We start from the raw sequence: 12,353 nt of genomic DNA on the forward strand, positions 1-12,353 counted from the left end.
ATGACGTCGCCGGTTGGAAAAGTCAACAAGGTCAAGAACCCGCCGTACAAGACGGCGGGTGTCGCGGCAATCCTGATCCTGCTCCTCATCCTGACGCTGGTGTATTTCCAGTTCAAAGGGGATTTCACCCCGAAAACCCAGCTGACGATGCTGTCGCCGCGGGCCGGGCTGGTCATGGATCCCGGATCCAAGGTCACCTACAACGGGGTGCAGATCGGCCGCGTCGACAGCATCAGCGAGGTGCCCGGACCCGACGGCAAGCCGGCCGCCAAATTCAGCCTCGACGTGTATCCGCGATACCTCGACATCATCCCGGAGAATGTCGACGCTCAGATCAAGGCGACCACGGTGTTCGGCGGCAAGTACGTGTCCCTGACGACGCCCAGAAATGAGCAGGGCGAGGACATCTCCCGCGGACATCTCAAGGCGCACAGCACGATCAACGCCACGGGCATCACCACCGAAATCAATACGCTGTTCCAGACCCTCACCGAGATCTCGGAGAAGGTCGACCCGGTCAAGCTGAACTTGACGCTGAGCGCGGCAGCGCAAGCGCTGTCCGGCCTCGGCGACCGGTTCGGGGAATCGATCGTCAACGGCAACAAGATCCTGGACGACATAAACCCGCAGATGCCGCAGGCGCGTCGCGACATTCAACAGTTGGCCGCTCTCGGCGACGTGTACGCCGACGCCGCGCCGGACTTGTTCGAGTTCCTCAACAACTCCGTGCCCACGGCGCGCACCTTCAACGAACACCAACACGAACTGGACCAGGCGCTGTTGGCGGCCGCTGGCTTCGGTAACACCGGCGCGGATGTCTTCCGGCGCGGCGGGCCGTACCTGGCCCGAGGCGCCAACGACCTGGTGCCCACCGCACAGCTGTTGGACACCTACAGCCCCGAGTTGTTCTGCACGCTGCGCAACTACCACGACATCGAACCCAAGGCCTACCAATTCCTCGGCGGCAACGGCTATTCGCTGAACAGCCACACCGTGCCGCTGTCGGCACTGGGCATGATGCTCAACCCGATATCGCTGGTGCCCCTCCTGCTTTCGCAGGTTGGTGGCTTGGCGGCCGGCCTGATCGGCGGCGCGCCGAACCCGTACGTGTGGCCGGAGAACCTGCCCCGCGTCAACGCCCACGGTGGACCCGGTGGTGCGCCCGGTTGTTGGCAGCCGATCACCCGGGACTTCTGGCCGGCGCCCGAACTCGTCATGGACACCGGGAACAGCCTCGCTCCGTACAACCACTTGGAGGTCGGTTCGCCCTACGTCATCGAGTACGTCTGGGGCCGTCAAGTAGGGGATAACACGATCAACCCATGAAAATCACCGGGACTGTAATCAAACTCAGCATCTTCGCAGTGGTGCTGCTCCTGTTCAGCGTGATGATCATCATCGTGTTCGGGCAGATCCGCTTCGACCGGACGAACACCTACGCCGCTGAGTTCAGCAATGTGAGTGGCCTGCGCAAGGGCCAGTTCGTTCGCGCTTCCGGCGTGGAGATCGGCAAGGTCAGTGACATACAGCTGATCGACGGCGGCAAGCGGGTCCGGGTGGAGTTCGACGTCGACCGCTCGATACCCGTGTACCAGTCGACGACCGCTCAGATCCGCTACCTGGACCTGATCGGCAACCGCTACGTGGAGCTCAAGCGCGGCCAGGGCGATGGATTCGACAAGATCCTGCCGGCCGGTGGACTGATTCCGCTCGCGCGGACCTCCCCGGCGCTGGACTTGGATGCGCTGATCGGTGGTTTCAAGCCGGTGTTCAAGGCGTTGGACCCGGACAAGGTCAACACCATCGCGTCGGCGATCATCACCGTGTTCCAGGGTCAGGGCGGCACCATCAACGACATCCTCGACCAGACCGCCCAGCTGACCTCACAGCTTGCCGAGCGGGACGCCGCGATCGGCGACGTGATCAAGAATCTGAACACCGTCCTGGACACCACCGTGCGGCACCGCAAGGAATTCGACCAAACGGTCAACAACCTCGAGGTGCTGATCACGGGATTGAAGAACCACGACAACGAGTTGGCGGGGGGTACGGCTCACATCAGCAATGCCGCGGGAACAGTGGCGGATCTGCTGGCCGAGGACCGTGCGCTGCTGCACAAGGCGATCAACTACCTGGACCCCATCCAGCAGCCGCTGATCGACCAGAGTGAACAACTGAACGACTTCCTGCACAAGGTGCCGACCGCCTTGAACATGATCGGGCGGGCGATCGGCTCCTACGGGGACTTCGTCAACTTCTACTCCTGCGACATCAGCCTCAAGATCAACGGATTGCAACCCGGCGGTCCGGTGCGAACGGTCCGGCTCTTCTCTCAGCCCACGGGTAGGTGCGCACCGCAATGAGAACGCTAGAACCCCCAAATCGGCTCCACATCGGTCTGATGGGCATCCTGGTGACCCTGTTGGTCGTCGGGGTCGGCCAGAGCTTCACCAGTGTTCCGATGCTGTTCGCCAAGCCGTACTACTACGGGCAGTTCAAAGACACCGGTGGCCTCAACAAGGGCGACAAGGTCCGGATCGCCGGCTTCGAGGTCGGCAAGGTCGAGGCAATGTCGATCGAAGGCGACCACATCGTGGTCAAGTTCTCGATCGGTGGCAACACCATCGGCACCGAAAGTCGGTTGGCGATCCGCACGGACACGATCCTGGGCAAAAAGGTCCTTGAGATCGACACCCGCGGCAACCAGCCGTTGCGACCGAACGGCATGTTGCCGCTGGGGCAGAGCACCACTCCGTACCAGATCTACGACGCCTTCTTCGACGTCACCAAGGCGGCCACCGGCTGGGACATCGACGCCGTGAAGCGGTCGCTGCACGTGCTGTCCGAGACGATCGATCAGACCTACCCGCACCTGAGCGATGCGCTGCGTGGTGTCGAGAGGTTCTCCGACACCATCGGCAAGCGCGACGAGGAGATCAAGCACCTGCTGGCCCAGGCCAACCAGGTGGCCAGCGTCCTCGGCGACCGTGCCAGCCAGGTGGACCGGCTGTTGGTCAACGCGAAAACACTGATCGCCGCGTTCAACGAGCGCGGACAGGCAATCAACGCACTGCTGGGCAACATCGCCTCGTTCTCACAGCAGGTGCAGGGCCTGATCAACGACAACCCGAACCTCAACCACGTGCTGGAACAGCTGCGCACCGTCAGTGACCTGCTGGTCGAGCGCAAGGACGACCTGGCCAACGGGCTCGTCATGGTCGGCGGGTTCCTGCCGTCGCTGAACGAGGCCATCAGCTCCGGGCCCTTCTTCAAGGTCGTCATTCACAACCTCGCCCCGGGACAGGTCATGCAGCCGTTCATCGACGCGGCGTTCAAGAAGCGCGGCCTGGACCCGGAGCAGTTCTGGCGTAGCGCCGGCCTGCCGGAATACCGCTTCCCCGACCCCAACGGCACCCGGTTCCCCAATGGCGCGCCGCCGCCTGCGCCGCGCGTGCTGGAAGGCACCCCGGATCACCCGGGACCGGCCATCCCGCCCGGATCGCCGTGCTCCTACACCCCAGCGGCCGGTGCGTTGCCACGGCCGGGCGACCCACTGCCCTGCGCCGGGGCGCTGCAAGGCCCCTTCGGTGGTCCGTTCTTCCCGGCACCGCTGGACAACATGGAGGTCTCGCCACCCAACCCGAACGGCCTGCCGCCGACACCGGGTATCCCGATCGCCGGGCGGCCGGGCGAACCGGCTCCGGACGTACCGGGTACACCGGTGCCGCTGCCGCCGGACGCGCCACCGGGTGCCCGCACGGAGCCGTTGGGACCGGCGGGTCCGGTTCCGCCACCGTCGACGTTCGCACCGGGCCTGCCGCCGGGACCGCCGGCGCCCCCTGGGCCCGGCAATCAGTTACCGGCACCGTTCATTACGCCCGGCGGCACGGGCGGCAGTGGTGCGGCGGGAGGTAGCCAGAATTGAGCACCATCTTTGACGTTCGCAACATCCGCATGCCGAGGTTGTCACGGGCAACGGTGGTCATCGGCATCCTGCTGGTGATCGTCGGGCTCGTCGCAGCGTGGGCTGGCTTCACCCTGTACAAGAAGCTGACCAACAACACCGTTACGGCGTACTTCTCGGCCGCCAACGCCCTGTACCCGGGTGACAAGGTCCTGATCATGGGGCTGCAGGTGGGCCGCGTCGACAAGATCGAGCCCGCCGGCGACAAGATGAAGGTCACCTTCCACTACGAGAACAAGTACAAGGTGCCGGCCAACGCCGAGGCGTGGATTCTCAACCCGACCCTGGTTGCATCCCGCACCCTGCAACTCGAGCCCCCATATAAAGGTGGCCCGACACTGCAGGACGGCGCGGTGATCGACATCAGCCGCACCAGGGTTCCGGTGGAGTGGGACGAGCTGCGCAACAGCATCACCGACATCATCGACAAGCTCGGTCCAACCAAGGAACAGCCGACCGGCCCCTTCGGCGAGGTCATCGAGTCCTTCGCGAACGGACTGCAGGGCAAGGGCAAGCAGCTCAACGCCACGCTGGAGTCTTTGTCGAGCGCGTTGACCGCGCTCAACGAGGGACGCGGTGACTTCTTTGCGGTGGTGAAGAGCCTGGCGCTGTTCGTCAATGCGCTACATCAGGACGACCAGCAGTTCGTGGCGCTGAACTCGAACCTGGCCGAGCTCACCGGCCGGCTCGCGAGCAACGACCGCGACCTGTCCAACGCGCTGCAGCAGATCGACAGCCTGCTGACGACCGTGCGGCCGTTCCTCGACAAGAACCGCGAGGTGCTCGCGCACGACGTGAACAACCTGGCCGAGGTCACCAACACGTTGCTGCAGCCCGAGCCGTTGAACGGCATCGAGACTGCCCTGCACGTTCTTCCGACCGCCGCGGCCAACGTGAACCAGATCTACCACCCCGCGCACGGATCGGTGGTCGCCGTTCCGGAGATCACCGCGTTCGCGAACCCGATGCAGTTCGTCTGCAGCTCGATTCAGGCCGCTAGCCGACTGGGGTATCAAGAGTCCGCCGAGCTCTGCGCCCAATACCTGGCGCCGATCCTGGACGCGATCAAGTTCAACTACTTCCCGTTCGGTCTGAACACCTTCAACCTGGCGTCGGTGTTGCCGAAGGACGTTGCCTACTCCGAGCCGCGGTTGCAGCCGCCGCCCGGATACAAGGACACGACCGTGCCGGGTATCTGGGTGCCGGACACTCCGTTGTCGCACAAGAACACCCAGACCGGCTGGATCGTGGCCCCGGGTATGCAGGGCGTCCAGGTCGGTCCGATCACGGCGGGTCTGTTGACTCCCGAGTCGTTGGACGAGTTGATGGGCGGGCCCGACATCGAGCCGGTGCAGTCGACGCTGCAGACGCCGCCCGGGCCGCCGAACGCCTACGACCAATACCCGGTGTTGCCGCCGATTGGTCTGAACGCTCCGCAGGTTCCGATCCCGCCACCGCCGCCCGGGCCGGGCGTGCTCCCGGGTCCCGTCCCCCCGACGCCCGCAGCTCCGGGTCCCCCGCCGCCCGCGGCAGTGGGCGCACCGTTGCCCGCTGAGGCAGGAGGCCAGTGATGGGCGTGCTGAACGTGATAGGTGGTGCGCTGCGTCGCCGCAGTTGGCAGGCGCTGGTGCTGCTGATGGTCGCGATCCTGTCGAGCTCGTGTGGCTGGCGCGGCATCTCCAACGTGACGATTCCGGGCGGTCCGGGCAGTGGCGAGGGTTCCTACATCCTTTATGTGCAGGTTCCCGACACCCTCGCCATCAACGGCAACAGCAAGGTGATGGTCGCCGACGTCCCGGTCGGCTCCATCCGCCACATCGAGCTGAAGAACTGGGTTGCGACCCTGACGCTGGGCATCGACAAGGGCGTGGTGTTGAAGAAGGACACCCTCGCCAAGATCGGGCAGACCAGTTTGCTGGGTTCGCAGCACATCGAGCTGATTTCGCCGGCCGAGGGCCCAGCGCTCAAGAACGGCGACACCATCCCGCTGAAGAACTCGTCCGCCTACCCCAACACCGAGCAGACGTTGGCGAGTGTCGCCCTGATTCTGCGCGGTGGCGGCGTCCCCAACTTGGAGGTGCTGCAGAACGAGGTCTACAACATCTTCTACAAGCGGGGTGACCAGATCCGCGGCTTCCTCCGGAGGCTGGACACCTTCACCGACCAGCTCAACCAGCAACGCGATGACATCACCCACGCGATCGACTCCACCAACCGATTGCTGGTCTACGTCGGCCAGCGGGCGGACGTGCTGGACCGGGTCCTGACCGACTTCCCGCCGCTGCTCAAGCACTTCGCCGACACGCAGAACCTGCTGGTCAACGCCGCCAACGCGGTCGGAGACCTGAGCCAGGTGACCGCACAGTACCTGGGTGAGGCGCAGTCCGGCCTGCACACCTCCCTCGCGGCGCTGCAGTGCCCGCTGAAGGAGCTCAGCAAGGGTTCGCCATACCTGATTGGTGCGCTGAAGCTGATCCTTACCCAGCCGTTCGACATCGACGCGGTTCCGAAAATCTTCCGTGGCGACTACCAGAACGTCTCCGCAACGCTTGACGTCACGCTCAGTGCCATGGACAACGCGGTGCTGACCGGCACCGGCTTCCAGGGCGCCCTGCGTGCGATCGAGCAATCGTTCGGCCGCGACCCCGAGACGATGATCCCGGACGTCCGGTACACGTCTAGCCCGGCGAACGCGCCAGGCGGGCCGTTTGTCGAGAGGGGCGACAGGAATTGCTAACTCCCTTTATCAAACGGCAGCTGCTTATGTTCGGCGGCTTGACCGTGATCTCGCTGCTGGTGCTGGGCGTCTACTACCTGCAGATCCCGACGCTGTTGCCCGAGCCGTTGACCATTGGCCGGTACGAACTCACCGCTGACCTGCCCGCCTCGGGCGGTCTGTACCCGACGGCCAACGTGACCTATCGCGGTGTCACGATTGGCAAGGTCACCAACGTGGAGCCCACCCGGCAGGGTGCTCGGGCGACGTTGAGCATCGACAGCCGGTACAAGATTCCGATCGATGCCACGGCCAACGTGCACTCCGTGTCGGCGGTCGGTGAGCAGTACCTGGACCTTGTCTCACGCGGAAACCCGAAGCAGTACTACAGAGCGGGCTCGAACATCGGCTGCGGCGATGGAAAATCGTGCCGCAACACGGTGCCGAGTGAAATCGGTCCCGCACTGGACACGGCGAACGAGGGTCTTCGGGTACTGCCCAAGGAGAAGATCCCCCAGCTGCTCGACGAAACCGCCCAAGCCGTCGGCGGATTGGGGCCCGCCCTGCAACGGCTGACGGACGCCACTCAGGCGATCGTGGGCGACTTCCACAACCAGATCAACGACATCAACGACATCATCCAGCACTCCGGGCCGGTCCTGCAGAGCCAGGTCGACTCGGGTGACGCGATCTCGCGCTGGGCCCGCAACCTGAACGTGTTGGCCGCACAGACCGCGGAGCGCGACCAGAACCTGCGGAGCATCCTGCAGCAGGCCGCACCGACCGCCGACCAGGTCAACGAGGTCTTCAACGACGTGCGGGACTCGCTGCCCCAGACGTTGGCGAACCTGGCCATCGTGTTCGACCTGCTCAAGAAGTACAACGCGGGTCTCGAGCAGGTGCTGGTGTTCCTCCCGCAGGGTGCCGCGATCGCGCAGACGGTGGCCGCGCCGTTCCCGAACCAGGCCGCGCTCGACATGGCACTGGCGATCAACCAACCGCCGCCGTGTCTGACCGGCTTCATCCCGGCAGAGCAGTGGCGATCATTTGCCGACACCACGATGCAGCCACTGCCCAAGGGCACGTACTGCAAGATTCCGATGGACACACCGGCCAACAGCGTGCGTGGGTCGCGCAACATCCCGTGTGTCGATGTGCCGGGCAAGCGTGCGGCGACACCGCGGGAGTGCCGTGACCCCAACCCGTACGTGCCCGCCGGCACCAACCCCTGGTTCGGCGACCCCAACCAGCTCCTGACCTGCCCCGCACCTGCGGCGCGGTGTGACCAGTCGGTGCGCCCGGGCTCGGTGATCCCGGCGCCGTCGGTCAACAATGGCCTGAACCCGCTGCCGGCAGACAAACTGCCGCCCGGCGGAACGACGCCACCGCCCATCAGTGACCCACTACAGCGACCCGGGTCAGGTAGCGTGCAGTGCAACGGCCAACAGCCCAACCCGTGTGTCTACACTCCGGGACCGCCCACGGCCGTCTACAGTCCCCAAAGCGGTGAACTGGTAGGGCCCGACGGAATTAAGTACTCCGTCGAAAACTCGACCAAAACAGGAGACGATGGATGGAAGGAGATGCTGGCACCGGCCGGCTGAACCCCATCGCCGATGATTCGTTGCGCGACCAGGTGAACGCTGAGGATTCCACCGAATCTGAGGCGCAAACCGAGCAGACCAGCACTGAGGCAGAGGCCACGACGGCCTCAGATTCGACCGAGTCTGAGGCCGATGCGGTGGCTGCTGACGAGTCCGAGGCATCGACCGAAGACGCCGAAAGTTCTGGACCCGAAACCGACTCTGAAACCGAGGTCGAGACCGAAGCTCGCGACGACGGTGTGCAGCGTCCGCCGTCGCGGCTGGGCCGGGGGTGGTTGGTCGCCGTCTGCATCGCGCTCTTCCTGATTGCCGGCGGCATCAGCGCGGGCGGCTACCTGGCGCTGCGGTACCACCTGGAGAGCCAGGAGATTGCGCGTAACAACGAGGCAGCGCTTCAGGCCGCCAAGGACTGCGTCGCGGTCACCCAGGCACCGGACACCGAGGCGATGGCTGCCAGCGAGCAGAAAATCATCGATTGCGGCACCGATGCCTACCGCACCCAGGCCGTCATGTACAGCAGCATGCTCGTTCAGGCGTATCAGAGTGCGAACGTGCACGTGCAGGTGTCAGACCTGCGGGCAGCGGTCGAGCACAACAATCCCGACGGGACCATCGACGTGCTGGTGGCGATGCGGGTCCGCGTGTCCAACGACCAGCAAGAGAACCAGGAAACGGGCTACCGCCTGCGTGTCCGCATGGCGATGGCGGAGGGTCAGTATCGGATCGCCAAGCTCGACCAGGTGACGAAGTGACGCTGGTGGTCGAGGACATCGAGACCACGGAAACCATCCAAGTCTTACCCGAGAAAGTCTTGGCACCATGGCGGTTGCGCGCCGGTGCCTTAGCCATCGACGTCCTGCCCGGGCTCGCCGTGATCGTGACGATGTTCCTGGTCTCCCTGACCGTCCCGACCGACAGCGTGTGGGTGTGGGTATCCGTCGGCGTCTGGGTGCTGGCCATCCTGTTGGTCTTGGTCAACCGGTTGCTGTTGCCGAGCATCACCGGCTGGAGTTTGGGACGCGCGCTGACCGGCATCGCCGTCACAGAAACCGACGGGACGCGACCGGGGCCGTGGTGGCTGTTGCTCCGCGATCTGGCCCACCTGCTCGACACCCTGCCGGTGTTCGTGGGCTGGCTGTGGCCGTTGTGGGACACCAGTCGTCGCACGTTCGCTGACATGTTGACGCACACCGAGGTGCGTTGCGTCGAGCGCGACGAGCGGCTCCCGAAGATCCGGCGATGGATCGCGATCATGCTGCTCGTCGCGGCGGGCGTCAGCCTGAGTGGCGTGGGCATCAGCTACGTGACGGTGTACTCCCAACAACGGGCTACCGATCATGCCCGGTCGGTGATCGGCATCGAGGGTCCGCGGCTCGTCTCGCGGATGCTGACGTACGACCCGAGCACACTACGTGAGGATTTCGATCGTGCGCTGTCGCTGACGACGAACGCGTATCGGCCCAAGCTGGCCGCCGAGCAGGAGAAGGTCGCCAAGGGGCATCCCGTTGTCAACGAGTACTGGGTGACGGCCAGTGCGATCCAGTCCGCCACGCCGGATCGCGCCACCATGCTGCTGTTCATGCAGGGTCGGCGCGGAACCGGGCAGGAGGTCCGGTACATCACCGCTACCGTGCGGGCGAATTTCATCCGCGACCACGACGATCAATGGCTCGTTGACGACCTGACCGTGCTGGCCAAACCGAAGGCGCCGCCCCCGCCACCGGCGGAGGCTCCGCCGACGGAGGCGCCGCCGCCGGGGGAGGGGCGATGAGTCCCCGCCGCAAGTTTCGGCCGGGCGAGCAGACGCTCCTTGCCGCGCTCGGTTCGCTGCCGCGGCGGTCATGGCGGCTGCTTGTCATCGGCGTCGTCACCGGCATAGTCATGGCGACGGCAATGACGTTGTCGAGCCTGTTGTTTGCCTCGCAGGAGTCCCACGACCGCGCGGTGCGCAAGGAGCACGAGGTGGTCGACTTCGTGAAATTGTTCATGGAGCAGTTCACTTCGGTGGATCCGTACCACGCCAACGAGTACGTCGAACGGGTGTTGTCGCATGCGACCGGTGACTTCGCCAAGGAGTACCACGACAAGGCGAACCAGATCCTCCTCCAAGTAGCGCAGGCCGAGCCGGCCACTGGCACGGTCACTGAAGTCGGCGTAGAGCGCTGGAACGACGATGGCAGCGTCAACATCCTGGTGGTGACCGAATTCACGTCCAAATCTCCGGACGGAAAACAGGTCTACAAGAACACCAATCGCTGGGCTACCACGGCCAAGCAGGAAGGGAACCAGTGGAAGATCAGCAAGCTAGATCAGGTGGTATGACCGACACGGCCCCGGCCCCCGCGGAAGAAGAGACGACCGAGGCCGGTACTGCCGCTGGTGCGGCCGACACGGCAGCCGTGAAACCCGCCATGCCTGCCAAGCCTGCTCGCCGCAGACGGTTGTTCGGCAAGCGACGCAGTGCCGGCCCCGCTGCCCAGGAGGGCGCGGCCGACAGCGAGGTCGAGCCGGAGAAGTCTTCAGCTGCGGACGCCGGCGGTGACGCCGCTGAGGCAGTCACGGCAGCCGAGGACATGGCCGAAGCCGAAGCGGCTGCGGCAGAGGCTGTTACGGATGAGGCCGGCTCCGCTCAGGTGGACGAGACTGACACCGCCGAGGCCGCTGACGACGACAAGGCCGAAGCCGGCGAAGCCGAAACCGACACGGCTGAAACTGAAACCGACACCGCCGAAGCCGATACCGACAGCGCCGAGGCCACCGACACCGACTCCGACTCCACCACCGACTCCGCCGAGGCCGATGCGACCGAGAAGCCGAAGAAGAAGGTTCGCCGTAAGAGGCTGGGCGGCAAGCGACTTGCGGTAGCGGCGACCATCGTGATGTCGCTGCTGTTCATCGGTTCCGCCGCGTTCGCGGGCGCGTCGGTGCAGCCCTACCTCGCCGACAAAGCCACCGTCGCGGTCAAGCTGAAGGTGGCGCGAACCGCGGCGAATGCGATCACGACGCTGTGGACCTACACGCCCGAGAACATGGACAGCCTCGCCGACCGCGCCGCGACCTACCTCAGCGGCGACTTCGGCGCCCAGTACCGCAAATTCGTCGACTCGATCGCGGCACCCAACAAACAGGCCAAGGTGACCAACAGCACCGAGGTCACCGGCGTCGCCGTCGAATCCCTCGATCGCGACAACGCGGTGGCCATCGTCTATACGAACACGACCACCACCAGCCCGCTGACCAAGAACATCCCGAGCCTGAAGTATCTGTCCTACCGACTGATCATGCGCCGGGACGACGATCGCTGGCTCGTGACCCGGATGACGACCATCACCTCGCTGGACCTCACGCCTCGGCTTTAAGTCCGTGGCCGTAAGCTCGCCGGTCTTTCACCGGCTGACGATTGCGGCACTGCTCTTGCTGACGTTCGCCACCGGCCTGGCGGATTCCGTCAGCGTGCTGGTGCTGGGGCATGTGTTCGTCGCCAACATGACGGGGAACGTCATTTTCCTCGGCTTCTGGTTTGTGCAGTCGGCGGTAGACATGACCGCCGCGGTCGTGGCCTTCGGCTGCTTCGTCGCGGGCACCATCGTCGGTGGTCGGCTGACCCGGGGGCTGAGTCATCAGCCTCGGCGCTGGCTCACGATCACGCTTGGCATCGAGGTGGCCGTTCTGCTCACGTTGTCCATCCTGGGCGGCGCCGGGGTGCTCCACTATCACGACAACACGAAGCTGTTCCTGATCGGCGGACTCGCGATGACCTTCGGCTTGCAGAATGCGACAGCGCGCCAATTCGGGATACAGGAATTGAGCACCACCGTGCTGACATCGACCATCGTCGCGCTCGGCTTCGAGAGCAGGTTGGCCGGCGGGACCGGCGAGAACGAACTGCTGCGTTACGGCGTCATCGCCACGATGTGCGGTGGGGCCGTCCTCGGCGCGACCCTGACGCGGGTTGCCGTCGCACCGGTATTCGCGCTTGCCGCCTTGGTGATCGCGGTGAGCATGGTGATCTTCCGCTTCGGTGCCGGCGACAGCGAATCGCCTGAGGCGTTTACCAGCTGACGGCGGG

The 12,353-nt window shown here is 64.9% G+C and carries 11 protein-coding genes; all 11 read left to right on the plus strand.

Annotation, left to right across the window (positions count from 1 at the left end):
- Complete coding sequence (locus G6N68_RS29740; RefSeq protein WP_163719786.1) at positions 1-1,326, plus strand: MCE family protein; 1,326 nt, start codon at positions 1-3, stop codon at positions 1,324-1,326.
- Positions 1,323-2,363, plus strand: a complete 1,041-nt coding sequence (locus G6N68_RS29745) for a virulence factor Mce family protein (protein ID WP_163719788.1) — start codon at positions 1,323-1,325, stop codon at positions 2,361-2,363. The genes G6N68_RS29740 and G6N68_RS29745 overlap by 4 nt, the downstream gene beginning before the upstream one ends.
- The gene (locus G6N68_RS29750; RefSeq protein ID WP_163719790.1) at positions 2,360-3,925 is read left to right on the plus strand and encodes a virulence factor Mce family protein; all 1,566 of its coding nucleotides are present in this window, start codon (positions 2,360-2,362) and stop codon (positions 3,923-3,925) included. Before G6N68_RS29745 ends, G6N68_RS29750 begins: the two co-directional genes overlap by 4 nt.
- Positions 3,922-5,535 (plus strand): virulence factor Mce family protein, encoded by a 1,614-nt coding sequence (locus tag G6N68_RS29755; RefSeq protein WP_163719792.1) that lies wholly within the window; start codon positions 3,922-3,924, stop codon positions 5,533-5,535. Before G6N68_RS29750 ends, G6N68_RS29755 begins: the two co-directional genes overlap by 4 nt.
- Positions 5,535-6,701, plus strand: coding sequence for a virulence factor Mce family protein (locus G6N68_RS29760; RefSeq protein WP_163719794.1), 1,167 nt, complete (start codon positions 5,535-5,537; stop codon positions 6,699-6,701). Before G6N68_RS29755 ends, G6N68_RS29760 begins: the two co-directional genes overlap by 1 nt.
- On the plus strand, positions 6,695-8,284 hold the full coding sequence (locus tag G6N68_RS29765; RefSeq protein WP_163719796.1) for a virulence factor Mce family protein: 1,590 nt from the start codon (positions 6,695-6,697) through the stop codon (positions 8,282-8,284). Before G6N68_RS29760 ends, G6N68_RS29765 begins: the two co-directional genes overlap by 7 nt.
- Positions 8,254-9,036, plus strand: a complete 783-nt coding sequence (locus tag G6N68_RS29770; protein WP_163719797.1) for an Rv1363c family protein — start codon at positions 8,254-8,256, stop codon at positions 9,034-9,036. Before G6N68_RS29765 ends, G6N68_RS29770 begins: the two co-directional genes overlap by 31 nt.
- Positions 9,033-10,055 carry an RDD family protein gene (locus G6N68_RS29775; RefSeq protein ID WP_163719799.1) on the plus strand — a complete coding sequence of 341 codons (1,023 nt, stop codon included), beginning with the start codon at positions 9,033-9,035 and terminating at the stop codon, positions 10,053-10,055. The genes G6N68_RS29770 and G6N68_RS29775 overlap by 4 nt, the downstream gene beginning before the upstream one ends.
- Positions 10,052-10,606: an Rv1363c family protein gene (locus G6N68_RS29780; protein WP_163719801.1), complete on the plus strand. Its 555-nt coding sequence runs from the start codon at positions 10,052-10,054 to the stop codon at positions 10,604-10,606. Before G6N68_RS29775 ends, G6N68_RS29780 begins: the two co-directional genes overlap by 4 nt.
- A 251-nt stretch (positions 10,607-10,857) precedes the next feature.
- Positions 10,858-11,643 carry a mammalian cell entry protein gene (locus G6N68_RS29785; protein WP_163720085.1) on the plus strand — a complete coding sequence of 262 codons (786 nt, stop codon included), beginning with the start codon at positions 10,858-10,860 and terminating at the stop codon, positions 11,641-11,643.
- A gap of 4 nt (positions 11,644-11,647) precedes the next feature.
- On the plus strand, positions 11,648-12,346 hold the full coding sequence (locus G6N68_RS29790; protein ID WP_163719803.1) for a YoaK family protein: 699 nt from the start codon (positions 11,648-11,650) through the stop codon (positions 12,344-12,346).
- Positions 12,347-12,353: the final 7 nt, after the last annotated feature.

This window comes from Mycobacterium bourgelatii (assembly GCF_010723575.1).
Classification (GTDB): Bacteria; Actinomycetota; Actinomycetes; order Mycobacteriales; family Mycobacteriaceae; genus Mycobacterium; species Mycobacterium bourgelatii.

Coding starts and splice junctions, on each gene's coding strand:
- G6N68_RS29740 (WP_163719786.1), top strand. CDS start 1: ATGACGTCGCCGGTTGGAAAAGTCAACAAGGTCAAGAACCCGCCGTAC.
- G6N68_RS29745 (WP_163719788.1), top strand. CDS start 1,323: ATGAAAATCACCGGGACTGTAATCAAACTCAGCATCTTCGCAGTGGTG.
- G6N68_RS29750 (WP_163719790.1), top strand. CDS start 2,360: ATGAGAACGCTAGAACCCCCAAATCGGCTCCACATCGGTCTGATGGGC.
- G6N68_RS29760 (WP_163719794.1), top strand. CDS start 5,535: ATGGGCGTGCTGAACGTGATAGGTGGTGCGCTGCGTCGCCGCAGTTGG.
- G6N68_RS29770 (WP_163719797.1), top strand. CDS start 8,254: ATGGAAGGAGATGCTGGCACCGGCCGGCTGAACCCCATCGCCGATGAT.
- G6N68_RS29780 (WP_163719801.1), top strand. CDS start 10,052: ATGAGTCCCCGCCGCAAGTTTCGGCCGGGCGAGCAGACGCTCCTTGCC.
- G6N68_RS29785 (WP_163720085.1), top strand. CDS start 10,858: ATGGCCGAAGCCGAAGCGGCTGCGGCAGAGGCTGTTACGGATGAGGCC.